Here is a 21,381-nt window from a genome sequence, read left to right on the forward strand (position 1 = left end):
CGCCCCCTATAGTCCCTCTATTCCTTGCTGTTAGTGAGTTGTTGCTTGTGGACTATCTGCCCTTATTTGCTGCGATTAAAGAGAAACCGGTACTGGTTGTCGGTACGGGTGAGATTGCCGATCGCAAAATCGCGTTTCTCAAGCGCGCAGGTGCGCAGGTGCAGGTCGTCACAGAGGCGGATTTCGATGAATCACAAATCGACAGCGTGGTGCTGGTGATTGCGGCGACCGAAGATCGCGAGCTGAACCGGCGCGTCTCCGACGCCGCTCAGGCGCGTTACCGCCTGGTGAACGTGGTCGACGACCAGCCTTTGTGCTCGTTTATCTTCCCGTCGATTGTCGACAGATCTCCGCTGCTGGTCGCCATCTCTTCCGGCGGCACCGCACCGGTGCTGGCGCGCGTGCTGCGTGAAAAAATCGAAGCGCTGCTGCCAACCAGCCTTGGGCGTATGGCGGAAAAAGCCAGCTACTGGCGCAACCATCTGAAAACCCGCCTGACCAGCGTGACGGAACGCCGTCGCTTCTGGGAGCGCGTGTTTCGCGGCCGCTTTGCCAGCCTGATGCATGCCGGAAATGAGACGGCGGCGCAAAAAATCCTCGAAGACGAACTGGACAACCCCGGCAGTACGGGCGGGGAGATCATTCTGGTGGGGGCAGGGCCGGGCGATGCCGGGCTTCTGACGCTGCGTGGCCTGCAGGTGCTGCAGGACGCGGACGTGGTGTTCTATGACCATCTGGTCACCGATGGCGTGCGCGAACTGATCCGTCGCGACGCGGAGCAAATCTGTGTTGGCAAACGGGCTGGCGAACACTCCGTCCCGCAGCACGACACCAACCAGATGCTGATTGACGCCGCCAAAGCGGGGAAAACCGTGGTGCGCCTGAAAGGTGGCGATCCGTTTATCTTCGGCCGCGGCGGCGAAGAGCTGCAGGCGGCAGCCGAAGCCGGGGTGCCGTTCCAGGTGGTGCCAGGCATCACGGCGGCCTCTGCGGTAACGGCCTACGCCGGTATTCCACTGACCCACCGCGATTACGCCCAGAGCGTGACCTTTGTGACCGGCCACTACAAGGCCGACAGCACGCCGTTTGACTGGTCGCACCTCGCCCAGAGCCGACAGACGCTGGCTATCTACATGGGCACGATGAAGGCGGCGGACATCAGCGAACAACTTATTCAGCACGGTCGCGCAGCGACGACGCCCGTTGCCGTCATTTCTCGCGGTACGCGCGTCGATCAGCACGTTGCTATCGGCACGCTTAACGATCTTGCAACCCTGGCGAAAGACGCCCCTATGCCCGCCCTGATCGTGGTGGGGGAAGTGGTGCAGTTGCACAGCACGCTCGCCTGGTTTCAGCACACAACCGACACAGAAGGCTTCGGCGCTTCTGTCATAAATTTGGCTTAAGGAACGGTTATGGACCAAAAACGTCTTACACACCTGCGGCAGCTCGAAGCGGAAAGTATCCATATTATCCGCGAAGTGGCCGCCGAGTTTTCTAACCCGGTGATGATGTACTCCATCGGTAAAGATTCCAGCGTCATGCTGCATCTGGCGCGTAAAGCGTTTTACCCAGGTACGCTGCCGTTCCCGCTGCTGCATGTGGATACCGGCTGGAAATTCCGTGAGATGTACGAATTCCGCGACCGTACCGCAAAAGCCTACGGCTGCGAGCTGCTGGTGCATAAAAACCCGGAAGGGGTGGCGATGGGCATTAACCCGTTCGTGCACGGCAGCGCTAAACACACCGATATCATGAAAACCGAAGGGCTGAAGCAGGCGCTGAACAAATACGGTTTTGATGCGGCCTTCGGCGGCGCGCGCCGTGACGAAGAGAAATCCCGCGCCAAAGAGCGTATCTACTCCTTCCGCGACCGCTTCCACCGCTGGGACCCTAAAAACCAGCGTCCGGAGCTGTGGCACAACTACAACGGCCAGATCAACAAAGGCGAAAGCATCCGCGTCTTCCCGCTCTCCAACTGGACCGAGCTGGATATCTGGCAGTATATCTATCTGGAAAACATCGAAATCGTTCCGCTGTATCTGGCCGCTGAGCGTCCGGTGCTGGAGCGCGACGGCATGCTGATGATGATCGACGACGATCGCATCGACCTGCAGCCGGGCGAAGTGATCAAACAACAGATGGTGCGTTTCCGTACCCTTGGCTGCTGGCCGTTGACCGGCGCGGTGGAATCCAGCGCGCAGACGCTGCCGGAGATCATCGAAGAGATGCTGGTGTCGACCACCAGCGAGCGACAGGGGCGCGTGATTGACCGCGACCAGGCAGGCTCCATGGAGCTGAAGAAACGTCAGGGTTATTTCTAAGGAACCGCCATGAACACCACTATTGCTCAACAAATTGCCAACGAAGGCGGCGTGGAAGCGTATCTGCACGCCCAACAACATAAAAGCCTGCTGCGTTTTCTGACCTGCGGCAGCGTAGATGACGGGAAAAGTACCCTGATTGGCCGACTGCTGCACGATACGCGCCAGATTTACGAAGACCAGCTCTCTTCCCTGCATAACGACAGTAAACGTCACGGTACCCAGGGCGAAAAGCTGGATCTGGCGCTGCTGGTGGATGGCCTGCAGGCGGAGCGCGAGCAGGGCATCACCATCGACGTGGCCTATCGCTACTTCTCCACCGAGAAGCGCAAATTTATTATCGCCGATACCCCGGGGCACGAGCAGTACACCCGCAATATGGCGACCGGCGCGTCGACCTGCGAGCTGGCGATCCTGCTGATCGACGCCCGTAAAGGCGTGCTGGATCAGACCCGTCGCCACAGCTTTATCTCCACGCTGCTGGGGATCAAACACCTGGTGGTGGCGGTCAACAAGATGGATCTGGTGAACTTCAGCGAAGATAAGTTCGAGGAGATCCGCCAGAGCTACCTGACCTTTGCCGAACAGCTGCCGGGCAACCTCGATATTCGCTTTGTGCCGATCTCGGCGCTGGAAGGGGATAACGTCGCGTCCCAGAGCGCGAATATGCCGTGGTACAGCGGCCCGACGCTGCTGGAAGTGCTGGAAACCGTTGAAATTCAGCGTGTGGTCGACACTCAGCCGATGCGCTTCCCGGTGCAGTACGTGAACCGTCCGAACCTCGATTTCCGCGGCTTTTCCGGTACCCTCGCATCAGGCTCCGTGAAGGTGGGGCAGCGTGTTAAGGTGCTGCCATCCGGCGTGGAATCGACTATCGCCCGTATCGTCACCTTCGATGGTGACCTGCAGGAAGCGGGCGCCGGTGAAGCGGTAACCCTGGTACTGAAAGACGAAATAGATATCAGCCGGGGCGACCTGCTGGTAGATGCCCAGGAAACGCTGGCCGCCGTGCAGGGTGCTTCCGTGGACGTGGTATGGATGGCGGAGCAGCCGCTGACTGCTGGTCAGAGCTATGACATCAAAATTGCCGGCAAGAAAACCCGCGCCCGCGTGGACGGCATTCAGTTCCAGGTGGATATCAACAACCTAACCCAGCGCGAGGTCACCGAACTGCCGCTGAACGGTATTGGTCTGGTGGATCTGACCTTTGACGAACCTCTGGTGCTGGATCCGTATCAGCAGAACCCGGTGACGGGTGGGCTTATCTTTATCGACCGCCTGACGAACGTCACCGTCGGCGCGGGCATGGTGCGTGAGCCAAACGAGCAGGCGAACCTGGCATCTGAATTCAGCGCCTTTGAGCTGGAGCTGAACGCGCTGGTGCGTAAGCACTTCCCGCACTGGGGCGCACGCGATCTGCTGGGAGGCAAGTAATGGCCGCCCATGATGAGAACGTCGTCTGGCATCCTCATCCGGTCACCGTCGCCCAGCGCGAGCAACTCCACGGTCACCGTGGAGTTGTGCTGTGGTTTACCGGGCTATCGGGCTCGGGTAAGTCGACGGTTGCAGGCGCGCTGGAAGAGGCGTTGCATCAGCAGGGCGTAAGCACGTACCTGCTGGATGGTGACAACGTGCGCCACGGCCTGTGCAGCGATTTAGGGTTCAGCGACGACGATCGTAAAGAGAACATCCGCCGGGTCGGGGAAGTCGCCAGCCTGATGGCAGACGCCGGGCTGGTGGTGCTGACTGCGTTTATCTCTCCGCACCGCGCCGAGCGCCAGATGGTGCGCGAGCGCGTGGGTCAGGATCGTTTTATCGAAGTGTTTGTCGACACCCCGCTGGAAGTTTGCGAAGCCCGCGATCCGAAAGGGCTGTACAAAAAAGCCCGTGCCGGTGAACTGCGCAACTTCACCGGAATTGACGCGGTATACGAAGCGCCTGAATCGCCTGAAATTCACCTGGAGGGTCAACAATTGGTAACAAATTTAGTAAGCCAATTATTAGACCTGCTCAGACGGGACGATATTATCAGATCCTGAGACGGTATCGTTCGGGAGCTGTCTTCCCGAACGATGAGTCACGGTCACAGGATTAGCTATGCGCAACAGTGAAAATTTTATCATCACCACCGGGTCGGAGCCGCTAGCGACCGACGACGAAACGACCTGGTCATTTCCTGGGGCCATCATTGGCTTCGTCTCATGGTTGCTGGCGCTTGGCATTCCGTTTCTCATCTACGGCGGTAACACGCTGTTCTTCTTTCTCTACACCTGGCCTTTCTTCCTGGCGTTGATGCCTGTGGCGGTTGTCGTCGGCATTGCGCTGCACTCGCTGCTCAACGGTAAGCTCCTCTACAGCACCGTGGTCACGATTGTGACGGTGGTTCTGATGTTTGGTCTGTTATTTTTGTGGCTCATGGGCTAACTTCAGCCATAATTCAAACCGTAACCAACTGTGTAACGATATTGTGCAGGACGATTCTGCGGAAAAAATGTGGTACATTTGCCCGCGATGTTGCGGCATCTCTGTTACCCCGGCGTAGTGCTCTGGGGAAGTCTTGGGATGATGATGCCGTTTTTCAGGGGGCAGGATGGGTAAACTAACGCTGCTGTTGCTGGCTTTGCTAATCTGGCTGCAATATTCGCTGTGGTTCGGTAAGAACGGACTGCACGACTATAGCCGGGTGAGCGATGACGTCGCGGCTCAGCAGGCAACAAACGCCAAACTTAAGGCGCGAAACGATCAACTCTTTGCTGAAATTGATGACCTCAATGGCGGGCAAGAGGCGATTGAGGAACGCGCACGCAATGAACTCAGTATGACTAAGCCGGGCGAAACCTTTTATCGTCTGGTTCCGGATGCGTCTAAACGCAATCAGGGCTCAGCACAAAACAATCGATAATCAGGCCCAGGATTACGACATGGCAGTAACTTTTTCGGACGTATGCGCCGTGGTGCCGGCCGCAGGTTTTGGCCGGCGCATGCAGACAGAATGTCCCAAGCAGTACCTCTCTATTGGCGATAAAACGATCCTCGAGCACGCCGTGGCGGCGCTGCTGGCGCACCCCAGGGTGACGCACGTGGTCATTGCTATCAGTCCTGGCGATGCGCGCTTCGCGCAGCTTCCGCTGGCAAATCATCCGCAGATTACCGTCGTTGACGGTGGCGCCGAGCGCGCCGACTCCGTGCTGGCGGGCATTCAGGCTGCCGGAAACGCACAGTGGGTGCTGGTGCATGACGCTGCGCGTCCGTGTCTGCATCAGGACGATCTTGCGCGCCTGCTGGCGCTGAGCGAAACCAGTAAAGTGGGTGGCATTCTGGCCGCCCCGGTGCGTGACACCATGAAGCGTGCCGAGCCGGGCAAACGGGCCATCGCCCACACTGTCGATCGCGTCGATTTATGGCACGCGCTGACGCCTCAATTTTTCCCCCGCGAGTTACTCCACGACTGCTTAACGCGTGCGCTCAAAGAAGGGGCGACCATCACGGACGAAGCCTCGGCGCTGGAGTATTGCGGTTTTCATCCTGAGCTTATTGAAGGGCGCGCTGATAATATCAAAGTGACGCGTCCGGAAGATTTACAGCTTGCGGAATTCTATCTTACCCGTTCGACCCATCAGGAGAAGGCATAATGCGAATTGGACACGGTTTTGATGTACACGCCTTTGGCGGAGAAGGCCCAATTATCATTGGCGGCGTGCGCATTCCTTATGAAAAAGGACTGCTGGCGCATTCTGATGGCGACGTGGCATTGCATGCGCTGACCGACGCGCTGCTGGGCGCGGCTGCGCTCGGGGATATCGGCAAGCTGTTCCCGGACACCGACCCGGCGTTTAAAGGGGCGGACAGCCGCGAACTGCTGCGCGAAGCGTGGCGCCGCATCCAGGCTAAAGGCTACACCCTGGGTAATGTCGATGTGACGATTATCGCTCAGGCGCCGAAAATGCTGCCGCATATTCCGCAGATGCGCGTGTTTATTGCAGAAGATCTGGGCTGCCATATGGACGACGTCAACGTCAAAGCGACGACCACCGAGAAGCTGGGCTTTACCGGCCGCGGCGAAGGGATTGCCTGTGAAGCCGTAGCGCTGCTGGTGAAGGCAAGCAAATGACAGACTTCGACAACCTGACATACCTGCACGGTAAACCGCAGGGGAAAGGGGTGCTGAAAGCCAGCCCTGAAGATTTCCTTGTGGTGGAGGATCTGGGCTTTGAGCCGGATGGCGAAGGTGAGCATATCCTGGTGCGTATTCTGAAAAATGGCTGCAATACCCGTTTTGTGGCCGACGCGCTGGCAAAATTCCTCAAAATTCATGCCCGCGAAGTGAGCTTTGCCGGGCAGAAAGATAAACACGCCGTCACTGAACAGTGGCTCTGCGCGCGCGTTCCGGGCAATACGATGCCCGATTTAAGTAAATTTGAGCTTGAGGGCTGTAAGATACTGGAGTTTGCCCGCCATAAGCGCAAACTGCGTCTGGGCGCGTTGAAAGGGAACGACTTTACGCTGGTGCTGCGTGAAGTGACCGACCGCGATGACGTGGAGAAACGCCTGAATGCCATCAGCGCGCAGGGCGTACCGAATTACTTTGGCGCGCAGCGCTTTGGTATCGGCGGCAGCAACCTGCAGGGAGCGTTGCGCTGGGCGCAAAGCGATGCGCCGGTTCGCGACAGGAATAAACGCAGTTTTTGGTTGTCGGCAGCCCGTAGTGCGTTGTTTAATCAGATTGTGAGCGAAAGACTGAAAAAACCGGACGCGAATCAAGTTGTTGTTGGCGATGCGCTACAATTAGCGGGACGCGGAAGCTGGTTTGTGGCAACGGCAGAAGAAATGGCCGATGTTCAGTCGCGCGTGGACGCCAAAGCGCTGATGATTACCGCCGCGCTGCCCGGTATGGGCGACTGGGGTCCGCAGGGCGATGCGCTGGCGGCTGAGCAATCTGCCGTCGCGGATGCGCCAGAATTACAATCATTGCTGGTGCGGGAAAAAGTCGAAGCAGCACGCCGCGCGATGCTGCTCTATCCGCAGCAGTTAAGCTGGAACTGGTGGGATGACGTGACCGTTGAGTTACGCTTCTGGCTGCCGGCAGGTAGCTTTGCCACCAGTGTTGTCAGGGAACTTATCAACACCTCGGGTGATTATGCGAATATTGCTGAGTAACGATGACGGGATCCACGCGCCAGGCATTCAGACGCTGGCGAAACACCTTCGCGAATTTGCGGATGTGCAGGTCGTGGCACCCGATCGTAACCGCAGTGGAGCGTCTAACTCGCTGACGCTGGAGTCGTCGCTTCGCACCTTTACCTTTGAAAATGGCGATATTGCCGTGCAGATGGGCACGCCAACCGACTGCGTTTTTTTGGGCGTGAACGCGCTGATGCGACCGCGTCCGGATATCGTCGTTTCCGGCATTAATGCCGGGCCCAATCTTGGCGATGACGTGATTTACTCCGGTACTGTGGCGGCCGCAATGGAAGGGCGCCATCTCGGGTTTCCGGCGCTGGCGGTCTCGTTAAATGGCCACACGCACTACGACACCGCCGCAGCGGTGACGTGTTCGATCCTGCGGGCGCTTAGCCGCGAGCCGCTGCGCACCGGGCGGATCCTCAACATCAACGTGCCGGACCTGCCTCTGAATGACATTAAAGGCATTCGCGTTACCCGTTGCGGGAGCCGGCACCCGGCCGATCAGGTGATCCCGCAGCAGGATCCTCGCGGCAACACGCTTTACTGGATTGGTCCTCCCGGCGATAAGTGCGATGCGGGTCCTGATACCGACTTTGCTGCCGTGGATGAAGGCTATGTTTCGGTCACCCCGCTGCACGTAGATTTAACCGCGTATAGCGCGCATGATGTGGTGTCGGGTTGGCTGGATCGCGCAGGAGTGAACGCGCAATGGTAAACAAACGTGTACAAACTCTTCTGGAACAATTACGCGCGCAGGGGATCCGCGACGAGCACGTGCTTGAAGCACTTGCTCAGGTTCCGCGTGAGAAATTTGTAGATGAGGCGTTTGAACACAAAGCGTGGGAAAACGTGGCGCTGCCTATCGGGCAAGGCCAGACGATTTCACAGCCCTATATGGTGGCGCGCATGACGGAGCTGCTGGAGCTGACGCCCGACTCCCGCGTGCTGGAGATTGGCACCGGGTCAGGATACCAGACCGCGATCCTGGCGCATCTGGTGCATCATGTGTGCTCCGTTGAGCGGATTAAAGGGTTACAGTGGCAGGCGCGTCGTCGCCTGAAACAACTTGATTTACATAATGTTTCGACACGACACGGTGATGGATGGCAGGGTTGGCAGGCTCGCGCCCCGTTTGACGCTATCATCGTGACGGCGGCCCCGCCTGAAATCCCTGCTGCACTGTTGTCGCAGCTGGATGAGGGGGGCATTCTTGTTCTGCCTGTCGGGGACGAGCAGCAGCTTTTGAAGCGCGTTCGTCGGCGCGGCGGCGAGTTTATTATCGACACCGTGGAAGCCGTGCGCTTTGTGCCTCTGGTAAAGGGGGAGTTGGCCTGAGACTCGGAATTATCCAGGGTTATTAAGGCAAATTCAGCGTATGGTGTGGCGCGAAAGATTCGTGCCATCACGGTAAATTTTAAGTCACTGGTAGTTAACACATTCCTGGGGGATAAATGAGCGCGGGAAGCCCTAAATTCACCATCAGCCGTGTTGCGGCATTATCACTGGTTTCGCTCTGGCTGGCAGGCTGTACAAGTTCTAACAATGCTCCTGCGCCCGTCAGTTCCGTCGGCGGAAATAGCGGCTCCGGTAACACGTCCAGCGGAATGTTGATCACACCTCCGCCTAAAATGGGCACTGCTTCGGCACAACAAAATCCGCCTATTCAGCCGGTTCAACGTCCGATAACGCAGCCGACACAGATTCAGCCAGTGGATCAGCCTGTTCAGACCCAGAATGGCCGCATAGTCTATAACCGTAAGTATGGGAACATTCCGAAAGGTAGCTATACCGGTGGCAGTACCTATACCGTCAAGCGCGGCGATACGCTGTTTTACATTGCGTGGATCACCGGGAACGATTTCCGCGATCTCGCCCAGCGCAATAATGTCCAGGCCCCGTACGGTCTGGAAGTCGGGCAAACGCTTCAGGTAGGCAACGCAACGGGTACGCCACTTACGCCTGGCAACACCGTTTCTGCGGCCGATGTGACTGCGCAAAACAACAGCGTTAAGCCTGCACAAAAATCCACCACGGTGGTTGCTTCACAACCTGTAATTACGTATTCTGAGGATTCAGGTGATCAGACTGCTAACAAAATGTTGCCGAATAATAAAGGGACTGCGACTGTTGTCACAGCACCGGTGACGGCACCTGTGGTTAGCTCTACTGAACCGACTGCCAGCAGTATGACATCCAGTTCGCCAATCTCTGCATGGCGCTGGCCAACTGACGGTAAGGTTATCGAAAACTTCTCTTCCTCCGAAGGGGGAAATAAAGGGATCGATATCGCAGGGAGTAAAGGACAGGCTATCATCGCGACCGCAGATGGGCGCGTTGTGTATGCCGGTAACGCTCTGCGCGGTTACGGTAATCTTATTATCATCAAACATAACGATGATTACCTGAGTGCCTACGCCCATAACGACACAATGCTGGTCCGGGAACAACAAGAAGTTAAGGCGGGGCAAAAAATCGCTACCATGGGTAGCACCGGAACCAGTTCTACACGCTTGCATTTTGAAATTCGTTACAAGGGGAAATCCGTAAACCCGCTGCAGTACTTGCCGCAGCGATAATTTGACGGGGCATGCCAGCCAGGGTGTCTCGTTCAGGGATCACGGGTAGGAGCCACCTTATGAGTCAGAATACGCTGAAAGTTCATGATTTAAATGAAGACGCGGAATTTGATGAGAACGGAGTAGAGGCTTTTGACGAAAAAGCCTTAGTAGAAGAGGAACCCAGTGATAACGATTTGGCTGAAGAAGAGCTGTTATCGCAGGGCGCCACACAGCGTGTACTGGACGCGACTCAGCTTTACCTTGGGGAGATTGGTTACTCCCCACTGCTAACGGCCGAAGAAGAAGTCTATTTCGCACGTCGTGCTTTGCGTGGTGATGTTGCCTCGCGTCGTCGCATGATTGAAAGTAACCTGCGACTGGTCGTGAAAATTGCCCGCCGTTACGGCAATCGTGGTCTGGCTCTGCTGGATCTGATTGAAGAGGGCAACTTAGGTCTCATCCGCGCAGTTGAGAAGTTTGACCCGGAACGCGGGTTCCGTTTCTCAACCTACGCGACCTGGTGGATTCGTCAGACCATCGAACGGGCTATTATGAACCAGACCCGTACGATTCGCCTGCCGATCCACATCGTCAAAGAGTTGAACGTCTATCTGCGTACCGCACGCGAGTTGTCCCATAAACTGGACCACGAGCCAAGCGCAGAAGAAATTGCCGAACAACTCGATAAACCCGTTGATGACGTAAGCCGTATGCTGCGTCTCAACGAGCGCATTACCTCCGTTGACACCCCGCTGGGTGGCGACTCCGAAAAAGCGCTGCTGGACATCCTGGCCGATGAAAAAGACAACGGCCCGGAAGACACCACGCAGGACGATGACATGAAACAGAGCATCGTCAAATGGCTGTTCGAACTGAACGCCAAACAGCGTGAAGTGCTGGCGCGTCGTTTCGGTTTACTGGGGTATGAAGCTGCAACACTGGAAGACGTCGGCCGCGAAATTGGCTTGACCCGTGAACGTGTTCGTCAGATTCAGGTTGAAGGTCTGCGCCGCCTGCGTGAAATCCTGCAGGGGCAAGGTCTGAATATCGAAGCGCTGTTCCGCGAATAAGCAACCTTTCGTCAAAAAAGGCCCGTCGTGAGACGGGCCTTTTTCTTTTGGGCTACGGCTGTGCCGTTTCGTGGAGCAGACGCCACGTTATCCGTTCGCCTTCCTGATTAAGCACCGCGGTTGACCAGCGCACATTGACGGGCTGGTCCGGCCGGGTTTGCGTCTCCCGATAATGAAGGACCGCGCCGTTGGTCCACGCCTGTCGGGTGGTTAATTCATCAATGACGATCTTCAGGCCGGGACGGCTTCCGCGCTGGCTCTCCAGGAAACGGGCCAGGGCCTGATAGTCGAAATGGATACCACCCGGCGGAATCATCAGAAAATCGGGATGGAAACGGGCGAGCAGGGTATCGAAATCGCCTTCGCCTTTGCCTAACCAGTTTTCAAGCGCAATGTGAAGGTCGATAATGTCGTGTTCGAAAGGCGTCATGAATTCTCCTGTCGCAGCTGGGTGAGCACCTGCGTATTGTTAAGACGAAAAACATACAGTACAGGCAGCAAGGTCATGCCTGCGGCAAAAATAAACATCCCATGCCATGCGGCGAGCGGTGTCAGCCAGACCTGCGCCAGGTTCAGCGCCTGTGCCAGCAGCAAGGCACCGACAAAAAAGCTCAACTGACGATTGAGATTCCACAGGGCGCTGGCATCCGGCATCTCTTCCCGGCGCGTCGTCAGAAAAGCGCTGCTCTGAGCCGTGCTGCTGCAAAGGCTTCCCCCGGCGCCCATCAGGGTAAACGCCACAACAGGTAGCAGTGCAGCCGAACTGACGTTAATCAAAAGCAGGATACCCGTCGCCTGCAACAGACATCCGATGACGATCAGCGGACGGGGGCCGATACGGTTAAAATAACGTCCCGTCGCCGTGATGGCTATAAACGATGCCACGGACCACGGCAGCATGAGTATTCCCGTTGCGGCCGGGCTCATGTTCGCCTCGTGCTGAAGATAAAACATCCCCGTGACGTTCACCCCAATAAACATACCGGGCACGCAGACATAGACAAGCATGGAAAATCGCAAAAGCGGGTCCGCGAGCAAAGGCAGGTTTAGCAGTCTGGCCGCTTTCATCGTGGGAATTTCGTGTTTGAGCCACAGACAGGCCAGAGCAAAGGTCACGATGGCAACCGGGAGCGTGGCGAAAAATATCCATCGCCAGCTTAACGTTTGCACCAGCAGACCCCCGATAGCAGGGGAGCAGGCGGGAGCAAGCAATGCAACCAGCATGACCGCGGAGGAGAGTCGGGCACGCTCGTGAGGCTTATACTGTTGCCAGGTCAGCGCCTGTCCCACGGGGATCAATAAGCCACCACCCACGCCCTGCAGCACGCGCCAGGCGATCAGACTTTCAAGCGTTGCAGACAAGCCTGCCGCGGCTGAGGCTACACTGAACAGAAAAAGCGAGAGCAGGATGACGCGCTTTGGCCCGATGCGGCGCGTCAGCACGGTGCTGAACGGGATCACCAGCGTCAGACCGGCAATGTACCCATTACTGACCCAGGCAAGCGCTGAAGGCGTGGCGTTAAAATCGTGAGCCATCGCCGGAAAGGCGACGCTGGCAATAAACATGTTGATCAGATCAAGAAAAAAGCCCAGCAGATAGACTGCGGCAACTTTGCTGCGATACGTCATGATGGATCCTCCGGTGAGGAGGCGTATCGTATCGGCCGGGTGAGCGCGGATAAACCTGACAAAGCGCGATATACTGTCAAAACTATTTTGACAGTAAAAAGAGTGACGATGATTAACTTACAGCGCACGCAGATGTTTGTTGCGGTGGCCGATACCGGCAGCTTCACGGCGGCAGCGGATGCGATGGGCCTGACAAAAGCGGTGGTCAGCTTCAATATTCGCCAGCTCGAAGCTGAACTTGGCGTCACCCTGCTGCTGCGATCCACCCGCCGTCTGACGTTAACCGAGGCGGGCGCGCTGTTTCATCAACGCAGCGTCGCGCTTCTGAAGGACGCCGAGCAATTGCAGGATGATGTCCGCGCCAACCATGCGGGGCTCACGGGAGAACTGAGGATCACGACTACGCCTGAGTATGGCGCACAGGTCGTGGTGCCGCTGCTGGCCAGGTTTAGTCACCAGCATCCGGACCTTCGCGTCCGCCATGTTTCGTCGTCACTACACGCCGACCTTATCTCGGAGCGCTTTGACGTGGCTATCCGGCTGGGAACGCTTGCCGATTCGCGCTACCACGCCGCGCTGATTTCGCACTTTTCTGTTCTCCCCGTCGCGACGCCCGAGTGGCTCGTTAATCATCCCATCGAATCGCTTGCGCAGCTGGCGCAGGCCGACTGGATTATTCACGAGCGCCTGGCCTCGCCGCTGCGCTGGCAGGTGAAAGACGCCAGCGGCGCGCCTGAAACGCTGGAGATAAAAAAAGCGCCGCGTTTGTTTGCCGATAGCGCTCAGGCGCTCATGGCCTTTGCGCTTGCGGGTGGTGGGGTAGCGTTACTGCCGAAATGGCTGGCGCGCGATGCGCTTGATGCGGGAAAACTGGTCCCGGTTTTACCGGAATATACCTTTGCACAGCAGGGCATCTATGCGGTGTATCCTGATGCCCGACATGTGCCAGCGAAAGTGCGCACCTTTATTGATTTTATGCGCACCAGCGTGAATTAACCGTGCATCATCTTTTTGATAAGCGCGGAGAATTGCTCCCGCTCGGCTTGAGTGAGACGTCCTAAAAACGCCTCATCCACCGCGTTGCCCATCGGTTTACAGCCTGCAAGCAGGGCTTCACCTTCTGGCGTCAGGAACACAAACCGGCGGCGCTTATCTGCTGGATCGTGCTCGCGTTTGACCAGCCCGCGCGCCTCCATGCGGCCGAGCATTTCCGCCAGGGTCGCTTTCGTGCTAACCGCCACTTCGGTCAATGCCACCTGTTCAATACCCGGGTGCTCGGCAATTGAGCGCATAACCGCATACTGCGGCTTGGTCAGTTCCGGTAAGGCATGTTGCCACTGCGCGGTATGCTGTTGAAAAAGCTGACGTAACAGGTGGAACGCCTCTTGTCTTAGTTCCATGAACACTCCGACGGAAAAAATCTCCCTCTATGATAGCCGCTATTGCTCTGGATTTTAACGCGGCATTTTTTAGCCATTAGTGTGATCGTATGCGAACGATCTTGTCAGAAAAACGATCCGGGAGTAGTTTATTCATAACGTTCGTGTGCGAACAAAATGATTGAGGTGCTGAATGAGATTGATCGTGGGAATGACGGGAGCGACGGGCGCTCCGCTGGGCGTGGCGCTGCTACAGGCGTTGCGGGAAATGCCGGAGGTGGAGACCCACCTGGTTATGTCGAAGTGGGCAAAAACCACCATTGAGCTGGAAACACCCTACACTGCGCAGGACGTTGCTGCCCTGGCTGACGTTGTCCACAGTCCGGCTGACCAGGCCGCCACCATCTCCTCCGGTTCGTTTCGCACCGACGGCATGATTGTCATTCCCTGCAGCATGAAAACGCTGGCGGGTATCCGCGCCGGCTACGCCGAAGGGCTGGTGGGCCGCGCGGCAGACGTGGTGCTGAAAGAGGGGCGCAAGCTGGTGCTGGTTCCCCGTGAAACGCCGCTGAGTACCATTCATCTGGAGAACATGCTTGCGCTTTCCCGCATGGGCGTGGCGATGGTGCCTCCCATGCCTGCTTATTACAACCATCCGCAAACCGTCGATGACATTACCCAGCATATCGTGACGCGCGTACTCGACCAGTTTGGTCTGGAGCATAAAAAAGCGCGCCGCTGGAACGGGCTGCGCGAGGCGAAACATTTTTCACAGGAGACTAAAGATGGCATTTGATGATTTGAGAAGCTTCCTGCAGGCGCTCGATGAGCAAGGGCAACTGCTGAAAATTGAGGAAGAGGTAAGTGCCGAGCCGGATCTGGCGGCGGCAGCCAACGCGACGGGACGCATCGGTGACGGTGCGCCTGCGCTGTGGTTCGATAATATTCGCGGTTTCACCGATGCCCGCGTGGTGATGAACACGATTGGCTCCTGGCAGAACCACGCCATTTCGATGGGGCTACCGGCGAATACTCCGGTGAAAAAGCAGATCGACGAGTTTATTCGCCGCTGGGATAAATTCCCCGTCACACCGGAGCGCCGCGCCAACCCGGCCTGGGCGCAGAATACGGTCGACGGTGAAGATATTAACCTGTTCGACATCCTGCCGCTGTTTCGCCTGAACGACGGGGACGGGGGCTTTTATCTCGACAAAGCGTGCGTTGTCTCGCGCGATCCGCTCGACCCGGATAACTTCGGCAAGCAGAACGTCGGGATCTACCGCATGGAAGTGAAGGGCAAGCGTAAGCTTGGCCTGCAGCCGGTACCGATGCACGATATCGCCCTGCATCTGCACAAAGCGGAAGAGCGTGGTGAAGACCTGCCGATTGCGATTACGCTGGGCAACGATCCGATCATCACCCTGATGGGCGCGACGCCGCTGAAATACGATCAATCCGAGTATGAAATGGCAGGAGCGCTGCGTGAAAGTCCGTACCCCATTGCGACCGCGCCGCTGACCGGCTTTGATGTACCCTGGGGCTCTGAAGTGATTCTGGAAGGGGTCATTGAGAGCCGTAAACGTGAAATCGAAGGACCGTTCGGTGAGTTTACCGGCCACTATTCGGGTGGTCGTAATATGACGGTCGTCCGTATTGATAAAGTCTCGTACCGTACCAAACCGATTTTCGAATCCCTCTACCTCGGCATGCCGTGGACCGAGATTGACTATCTGATGGGGCCAGCCACCTGTGTGCCACTTTACCAGCAGCTGAAAGCGGAATTCCCTGAAGTGCAGGCGGTGAACGCCATGTACACCCACGGTCTGCTGGCGATTATCTCCACCAAAAAGCGTTACGGCGGTTTTGCTCGCGCGGTCGGTTTACGCGCCATGACCACGCCGCACGGTCTGGGCTACGTGAAGATGGTGATTATGGTGGATGAGGACGTCGACCCGTTCAACCTTCCGCAGGTGATGTGGGCGCTGTCATCGAAAGTGAACCCGGCAGGGGATCTGGTGCAGCTGCCGAACATGTCGGTGCTTGAACTCGACCCGGGCTCCAGCCCGGCGGGCATTACCGACAAACTGATTATCGATGCCACCACGCCTGTCGCGCCGGACACCCGTGGTCACTATAGCCAGCCGGTACAGGATCTCCCTGAAACCAAAGCCTGGGCTGAAAAACTGACCGCCATGCTGGCTGCACGTCAATAAGGAGGAAAAGATGATTTGTCCACGTTGTGCCGATGAGCATATTGAAGTGATGGCGACGTCGCCGGTGAAAGGGGTCTGGACGGTTTATCAGTGCCAGCACTGTCTGTATACCTGGCGCGATACCGAACCGCTGCGTCGTACCAGCCGCGAGCACTACCCTGAAGCGTTTCGCATGACGCAGAAGGATATTGACGAGGCACCGCAGGTGCCGACCATTCCACCGTTGCTGTAAAAAAGCCCGGTGGCGCTACGCTTACCGGGCGATAACATCGTGCGGTCTTTTGCCCGGTGGCGCTGCGCTTACCGGGCCTACGGGTTTTGTAGGTCGGGTAAGGCGAAGCCGCCACCCGACAAAACAGACCGCAGAAAACTAAACCAGACTCTTCAGCCGATAAATCCACTCCAGCGCCTGTCGCGGCGTCAGGGAATCCGGGTCGAGGTTCTCCAGCGCTTCCACCGCCGGTGATGTCTCTTCCGCAGGTGCCAGCAGCGACATCTGCGTACCGTCAATCTGCGTCGCGGCTGCATTCGGCGACAGGCTTTCCAGCTCGCGCAGTTTCTGACGCGCGCGCTTGATCACCTCTTTAGGAACACCCGCCAGCGCCGCGACGGCCAGACCATAGCTCTTGCTCGCCGCGCCATCCTGCACCGTGTGCATGAAGGCAATGGTATCGCCGTGTTCCAGCGCATCAAGATGGACGTTAGCCACCCCTTCCATTTTTTCCGGTAGCTGCGTCAGCTCAAAATAGTGGGTGGCGAACAGCGTCATGGCCTTGATTTTATTCGCGAGGCTTTCGGCACAGGCCCAGGCCAGCGACAGTCCATCATAGGTTGACGTACCGCGTCCGACTTCGTCCATCAGCACCAGGCTATGCTCCGTCGCGTTATGCAGAATGTTAGCCGTTTCGGTCATTTCGACCATAAAGGTTGAGCGGCCGCTTGCCAGATCGTCCGCAGCTCCGACGCGGGTAAAGATACGGTCGATAGGGCCAATCTCCACTTTTTGCGCCGGAACGTAGCTGCCGATATACGCGAGCAGGGCGATCAGCGCCGTCTGACGCATATAGGTACTTTTACCGCCCATGTTCGGACCGGTAATGATCAACATTCTTCTCTGCGGTGACAGGCTCAGCGGGTTGGCAATGAACGGTTCGTTCAGCACCTGCTCAACCACCGGATGACGGCCTTCAGTGATGCGAATGCCGGGCTTGTCGATAAAGGTCGGGCAGGTATAGTTCAGCGTTTCAGCGCGTTCTGCCAGATTCACCAGCACGTCCAGTTCCGCCAGCGCGCTGGCGCTCAGCTGCAGGTCGGCAAGATGCGGCATCAGCATGTCAAACAGCTCTTCATACAGCTGTTTTTCCAGCGCCAGCGCTTTGCCTTTCGAGGTGAGAACTTTGTCCTCGTACTCTTTCAGCTCGGGGATAATATAGCGTTCAGCGTTTTTCAACGTCTGGCGACGCACGTAGTGAATCGGTGCCAGATGGCTCTGTCCGCGGCTGATCTGAATGTAATAACCGTGTACCGCGTTATAGCCCACTTTCAAAGTGTCCAGCCCAAGACGCTCACGCTCGCGGATTTCCAGTTTATCAAGGTAGTCCGTCGCGCCGTCGGCCAGCGCGCGCCACTCGTCCAGCTCCTCGTTGTAGCCTGGGGCAATCACTCCGCCATCACGCACCAGAACCGGAGGCGCATCGATAATGGCGCGTTCAAGCAGCTCGCGAAGCTCGGTAAATTCGCCCATGGTTTCGCGGAGCTTCTGTACCGGCGCGCTGTCAACGTCACTCAGCTGAGCACGGAGTTCCGGCAGTTGCTGGAAAGCATGACGCATCCGCGCGAGATCGCGTGGTCGCGCTGTTCGCAGAGCCAGACGGGCCAGGATACGCTCCATGTCGCCTACCTGGCGCAGCACCGGCTGCAGTTCGGTATAGCGGTCCTGCAAGGCGGCAATCGTCTGCTGACGGCAAACAAGCGTTTCGGTATCTCGAACCGGCATGTGCAGCCAGCGTTTCAGCATGCGGCTGCCCATTGGCGTTACCGTACTGTCGAGAACCGACGCGAGCGTATTTTCTACGCCCCCCGCCAGGTTCTGGGTTATCTCCAGGTTACGGCGCGTTGCTGCATCCATGATGATGCTGTCCTGCTGGCGCTCCATGGTGATAGAGCGGATATGCGGCAGGGCGGTGCGCTGGGTATCTTTTACGTACTGCAGGAGGCAACCTGCCGCACACAGCCCACGTGGGGCATTTTCCACACCAAAGCCAATCAGATCGCGGGTGCCAAACTGCAGATTCAACTGCTGGCGCGCGGTATCAATTTCGAATTCCCACAGCGGACGGCGGCGCAACCCGCGACGGCCTTCAATGAGCGCCGTCTCGGCGAAATCTTCGGCATAGAGCAATTCTGCCGGGTTGGTGCGCTGCAGTTCGGCTGCCATCGTTTCACGGTCAGCCGGTTCACTCAGACGAAAACGTCCGGAGCTGATGTCCAGCGTCGCGTAGCCAAACCCTTTCCCGTCCTGCCACAGCGCGGCCAGCAGGTTATCCTGGCGCTCCTGCAGCAGGGCTTCATCGCTGATGGTGCCGGGCGTGACGATGCGCACGACTTTACGTTCAACCGGACCTTTAGAGGTTGCCGGATCGCCGATCTGTTCGCAGATGGCGACGGACTCACCCTGATTCACCAGCTTCGCCAGGTAATTTTCTACCGCGTGATGCGGGATGCCAGCCATGGGAATGGGCTCGCCTGCCGATGCGCCACGTTTGGTCAGCGAGATGTCGAGCAGCTGCGATGCACGTTTGGCATCGTCATAAAACAGCTCGTAAAAATCGCCCATACGGTAAAACAGCAGGATTTCAGGATGCTGTGCTTTCAGCTTCAGATACTGCTGCATCATCGGCGTATGTGCGTCGAAATTGTCGATTGTGCTCATGGAGTTATGATGTCCATTTCTTTGAAAATAAACCGTTTTGAGCGGCTCAGTGGCCGTTTGTTCCCTCTATTGTCGCATGAAAAAAAGGTACGGCGCAGAAAAATGTCGTCGCTTTACGAGGTGCCTTCCGACATAAGCTCGATGATGATTTTACCGTGCTCCACGCCCACTCTGACCCGGGAATGAGTGGTAAACCCCGCCTGTTCAAGCCAGTCACCTTTTAAGCTCAGCGCCGCATGCACGCTATAACGCTTCGGTATCTTGGTATTGCGGTCTTCATGGCGCTTTCTAAAATATCCCACTTTTAAATGGCGATAGGGTTTGCTGATCGCTCTCTCTTGCATAGGGTCTCCCGACAACACGGACAAAGGTCATTTCTGATGCCTGTATAAAATACCAGTGATTGTCGGGCGGTGCAGGGCAAAAACTGGAATCAGGCTTCAGAAAATGGCATGCAACAACTGAAATCCGGTGCTTAAAAATGTATTATTAATGCACTTTATTATTCGGTGAACCGTTATGTCAGGTAAACGCATATCACGAGAAAAAGAGACCATCGCGAAGATGATCGCGTTGTATGAAAAGCGCTGCCCGCAGGCTTCTCAGGACGAAGGGCATTATCAGGCGCTCAACGCGTATGCGGATAAGCGACTGGATAGATGCATTTTTGGCGAGGAAAAGCCGGCCTGCAAACAGTGTCCGGTACACTGCTACCAGCCTGCCAGACGTGAAGAGATGAAGCAGGTTATGCGCTGGGCAGGCCCGCGTATGCTATGGCGTCATCCCATCCTGACCGTTCGTCATCTGATTGATGATCGTCGTCCCGTGCCGGAACTGCCGGAGAAGTACCGTCCGAAAAAGTGACCGCTTCAGCGTCTCAGCGGGCGGCAAATCACGTTTAGGGCCAGCGCGCTGCAGAGTGGGAAAAGGGCCAGCAGCAGCCAGGGGTATATCGCCTGCATTGAAGGCACCAGCGCGCGATCCAGCAGACTGCCAAACAAAAAATTTCCGGCCAGTACCGCGATGCCTCCGGCGGTGGAGAGTGCGCCGTAGTGCGCCCCCAGCGTTGATTCCTCGGCGAAGCGCGGGATGAGATCTTTTGCCGATGGCACCAGCAGCATCTGTCCCAGCGTCAACAGCGTCACAAAACATACCGACGGCATAAGCCGCAGCCAGCCCTCCGGCGGTTCTGTCGCCGCAAACATCGCCACGCTCGCAAAGGCGGCGGAGAGCAGCAGGAAGCCTACCGGCAGAACTCTCACCGCCCCCACGCGTCGGGCAAAACGCGCCAGAGGAAGCTGCAAAGTGATGATCAGCACCGAGGCCAGCATAAACAGGGGGCCAAGATCTTTCTCGTTACCGCCAGAGCGCTGGATCTCCACCGGCAGCGCCAGATAGAGCTGGTTATAGCTTAACAGCCACGAGCTGTAGGCAATGATAAAGGCGACAAAGCGCGGCTGGCGGAACGTCGTCCACCAGGGCTGTATGTTTAGCGTCTGAGAGCGGTGGGGGGAAGCAGGAAGAAAGAAGTAAAGCACCAGTAAGGCAATAATAAAGACCCCTGCACCCGCCAGCGCCACCTGGCGGAACCCAAGCCCCGTCAGCAGTGCTCCGGCAACCGGGCCCAATACCGCGCCGAGTTCACCGCAGACGGCAAAGAGGGCAAACCATTCCGCCCGGCTGCGTTTTCCTTTCGCCTCGCTGTGCGTCCCTGCTTTTGCCAGCAGTGCCTCAATCGAGGGGGAGAACAATGCGCCGCCGATGCCGGTCAGGCACGCCCCAAGAATGATGGGCCAGAGTGTGTGCCCGAACGCCAGCAGCAGATAACCCGCGACGCGAATCATGCACCCGCTCAGGATAACGACTTTCGCGCCAAACCGGTCTGAGAGCGCGCCGCCGATGATAAACATCCCCTGCTGGGAGAACGTGCGAAGGCCCAGGATCAGACCGATAAGCCCGCCGGAGAGCAGCATATCGTCGCGCAGGAATATCGCCAGGAAGGGGACAACGGCGTAAAAGCCAATGTTAAAAACAAACTGGCTACCCAGTAAAACGGGCGGCCAGAGCGTGGTGGCAGGGCGAAGGGGCATCG

General features: G+C 57.3%; 24 protein-coding genes. 18 read left to right on the forward strand and 6 right to left on the reverse strand.

Annotated features, from left to right (window positions below; translation table 11 throughout):
- The first annotated feature begins 47 nt into the window (after positions 1-47).
- From cysG to rpoS, 13 genes are all read left to right on the forward strand, one after another.
- Entirely contained in the window at positions 48-1,406 is a 1,359-nt protein-coding gene (gene cysG, locus PYW49_RS11755; protein ID WP_407057609.1) for a siroheme synthase CysG, read from the forward strand.
- 9 nt (positions 1,407-1,415) lie between these two features.
- Positions 1,416-2,324: a sulfate adenylyltransferase subunit CysD gene (cysD, locus tag PYW49_RS11760; protein ID WP_010434549.1), complete on the forward strand. Its 909-nt coding sequence runs from the start codon at positions 1,416-1,418 to the stop codon at positions 2,322-2,324.
- Between the two features lie 9 nt (positions 2,325-2,333).
- Complete coding sequence (gene cysN, locus PYW49_RS11765) at positions 2,334-3,758, forward strand: sulfate adenylyltransferase subunit CysN (protein WP_320386496.1); 1,425 nt, start codon at positions 2,334-2,336, stop codon at positions 3,756-3,758.
- Entirely contained in the window at positions 3,758-4,363 is a 606-nt protein-coding gene (gene cysC, locus PYW49_RS11770) for an adenylyl-sulfate kinase (protein WP_021241908.1), read from the forward strand. The genes cysN and cysC overlap by 1 nt, the downstream gene beginning before the upstream one ends.
- 58 nt (positions 4,364-4,421) lie before the next feature.
- Complete coding sequence (locus PYW49_RS11775; RefSeq protein WP_134348899.1) at positions 4,422-4,748, forward strand: DUF3561 family protein; 327 nt, start codon at positions 4,422-4,424, stop codon at positions 4,746-4,748.
- Positions 4,749-4,914: 166 nt separating this feature from the next.
- A complete protein-coding gene (gene ftsB / locus PYW49_RS11780; protein WP_008499609.1) occupies positions 4,915-5,226 on the forward strand; it encodes a cell division protein FtsB in 312 nt (103 codons plus the stop codon).
- 19 nt (positions 5,227-5,245) lie between these two features.
- Positions 5,246-5,956 (forward strand): 2-C-methyl-D-erythritol 4-phosphate cytidylyltransferase, encoded by a 711-nt coding sequence (gene ispD, locus PYW49_RS11785; protein ID WP_320386497.1) that lies wholly within the window; start codon positions 5,246-5,248, stop codon positions 5,954-5,956.
- Complete coding sequence (gene ispF / locus PYW49_RS11790; RefSeq protein WP_008499607.1) at positions 5,956-6,435, forward strand: 2-C-methyl-D-erythritol 2,4-cyclodiphosphate synthase; 480 nt, start codon at positions 5,956-5,958, stop codon at positions 6,433-6,435. Before ispD ends, ispF begins: the two co-directional genes overlap by 1 nt.
- On the forward strand, positions 6,432-7,481 hold the full coding sequence (gene truD, locus PYW49_RS11795; RefSeq protein WP_320386498.1) for a tRNA pseudouridine(13) synthase TruD: 1,050 nt from the start codon (positions 6,432-6,434) through the stop codon (positions 7,479-7,481). The genes ispF and truD overlap by 4 nt, the downstream gene beginning before the upstream one ends.
- A complete protein-coding gene (gene surE, locus PYW49_RS11800) occupies positions 7,462-8,223 on the forward strand; it encodes a 5'/3'-nucleotidase SurE (protein WP_134348902.1) in 762 nt (253 codons plus the stop codon). Before truD ends, surE begins: the two co-directional genes overlap by 20 nt.
- Positions 8,217-8,843: a protein-L-isoaspartate(D-aspartate) O-methyltransferase gene (locus PYW49_RS11805; protein WP_134348903.1), complete on the forward strand. Its 627-nt coding sequence runs from the start codon at positions 8,217-8,219 to the stop codon at positions 8,841-8,843. Before surE ends, PYW49_RS11805 begins: the two co-directional genes overlap by 7 nt.
- A gap of 116 nt (positions 8,844-8,959) precedes the next feature.
- Positions 8,960-10,084: a murein hydrolase activator NlpD gene (gene nlpD, locus PYW49_RS11810; RefSeq protein WP_134348904.1), complete on the forward strand. Its 1,125-nt coding sequence runs from the start codon at positions 8,960-8,962 to the stop codon at positions 10,082-10,084.
- 59 nt (positions 10,085-10,143) lie between these two features.
- Positions 10,144-11,136, forward strand: coding sequence for an RNA polymerase sigma factor RpoS (gene rpoS, locus PYW49_RS11815; RefSeq protein WP_008499600.1), 993 nt, complete (start codon positions 10,144-10,146; stop codon positions 11,134-11,136).
- Between the two features lie 52 nt (positions 11,137-11,188).
- Here the strand turns inward: rpoS and PYW49_RS11820 are convergent, their stop codons facing one another.
- Together PYW49_RS11820 and PYW49_RS11825 are read right to left on the reverse strand one after the other, a co-directional pair.
- Positions 11,189-11,566, reverse strand: coding sequence for a DUF4440 domain-containing protein (locus PYW49_RS11820; protein WP_320386499.1), 378 nt, complete (start codon positions 11,564-11,566; stop codon positions 11,189-11,191).
- Positions 11,563-12,765, reverse strand: a complete 1,203-nt coding sequence (locus PYW49_RS11825; protein ID WP_320386500.1) for an MFS transporter — start codon at positions 12,763-12,765, stop codon at positions 11,563-11,565. The genes PYW49_RS11820 and PYW49_RS11825 overlap by 4 nt, the downstream gene beginning before the upstream one ends.
- 108 nt (positions 12,766-12,873) lie before the next feature.
- Here PYW49_RS11825 and PYW49_RS11830 point away from each other — a divergent pair, with 108 nt between their 5' ends.
- Positions 12,874-13,761: a LysR family transcriptional regulator gene (locus PYW49_RS11830; RefSeq protein WP_320386501.1), complete on the forward strand. Its 888-nt coding sequence runs from the start codon at positions 12,874-12,876 to the stop codon at positions 13,759-13,761.
- Here PYW49_RS11830 and PYW49_RS11835 read toward each other — a convergent pair.
- On the reverse strand, positions 13,758-14,165 hold the full coding sequence (locus tag PYW49_RS11835; RefSeq protein ID WP_134348908.1) for a MarR family winged helix-turn-helix transcriptional regulator: 408 nt from the start codon (positions 14,163-14,165) through the stop codon (positions 13,758-13,760). The genes PYW49_RS11830 and PYW49_RS11835 overlap by 4 nt on opposite strands.
- Before the next feature lie 172 nt (positions 14,166-14,337).
- Between PYW49_RS11835 and PYW49_RS11840 the strand changes: the two genes are divergently transcribed.
- Genes PYW49_RS11840 through PYW49_RS11850 form a run of 3 tightly spaced genes read left to right on the forward strand, consistent with a single transcriptional unit; the run spans position 14,338 to position 16,589 of the window.
- Positions 14,338-14,940 carry a non-oxidative hydroxyarylic acid decarboxylases subunit B gene (locus PYW49_RS11840; protein WP_320386502.1) on the forward strand — a complete coding sequence of 201 codons (603 nt, stop codon included), beginning with the start codon at positions 14,338-14,340 and terminating at the stop codon, positions 14,938-14,940.
- On the forward strand, positions 14,930-16,357 hold the full coding sequence (locus PYW49_RS11845) for a non-oxidative hydroxyarylic acid decarboxylases subunit C (RefSeq protein WP_320386503.1): 1,428 nt from the start codon (positions 14,930-14,932) through the stop codon (positions 16,355-16,357). Before PYW49_RS11840 ends, PYW49_RS11845 begins: the two co-directional genes overlap by 11 nt.
- A 10-nt stretch (positions 16,358-16,367) precedes the next feature.
- The gene (locus PYW49_RS11850; RefSeq protein ID WP_003862116.1) at positions 16,368-16,589 is read left to right on the forward strand and encodes a non-oxidative hydroxyarylic acid decarboxylases subunit D; all 222 of its coding nucleotides are present in this window, start codon (positions 16,368-16,370) and stop codon (positions 16,587-16,589) included.
- Positions 16,590-16,727: 138 nt separating this feature from the next.
- Here PYW49_RS11850 and mutS read toward each other — a convergent pair whose 3' ends face one another.
- Entirely contained in the window at positions 16,728-19,289 is a 2,562-nt protein-coding gene (gene mutS / locus PYW49_RS11855) for a DNA mismatch repair protein MutS (RefSeq protein ID WP_320386504.1), read from the reverse strand.
- A 113-nt stretch (positions 19,290-19,402) separates the two neighbouring features.
- Positions 19,403-19,633, reverse strand: a complete 231-nt coding sequence (locus PYW49_RS11860; RefSeq protein WP_109082219.1) for a SymE family type I addiction module toxin — start codon at positions 19,631-19,633, stop codon at positions 19,403-19,405.
- Between the two features lie 175 nt (positions 19,634-19,808).
- Between PYW49_RS11860 and PYW49_RS11865 the strand changes: the two genes are divergently transcribed.
- Positions 19,809-20,153: a nitrous oxide-stimulated promoter family protein gene (locus tag PYW49_RS11865; protein ID WP_320386505.1), complete on the forward strand. Its 345-nt coding sequence runs from the start codon at positions 19,809-19,811 to the stop codon at positions 20,151-20,153.
- A 5-nt stretch (positions 20,154-20,158) separates the two neighbouring features.
- Here PYW49_RS11865 and PYW49_RS11870 read toward each other — a convergent pair whose 3' ends face one another.
- Positions 20,159-21,379, reverse strand: coding sequence for an MDR family MFS transporter (locus PYW49_RS11870; protein WP_320386506.1), 1,221 nt, complete (start codon positions 21,377-21,379; stop codon positions 20,159-20,161).
- Between the last annotated feature and the right edge of the window lie 2 nt (positions 21,380-21,381).

The sequence above is a fragment of the Enterobacter chinensis genome (assembly GCF_034008295.1).
Lineage (GTDB): Bacteria > Pseudomonadota > Gammaproteobacteria > Enterobacterales > Enterobacteriaceae > Enterobacter > Enterobacter chinensis.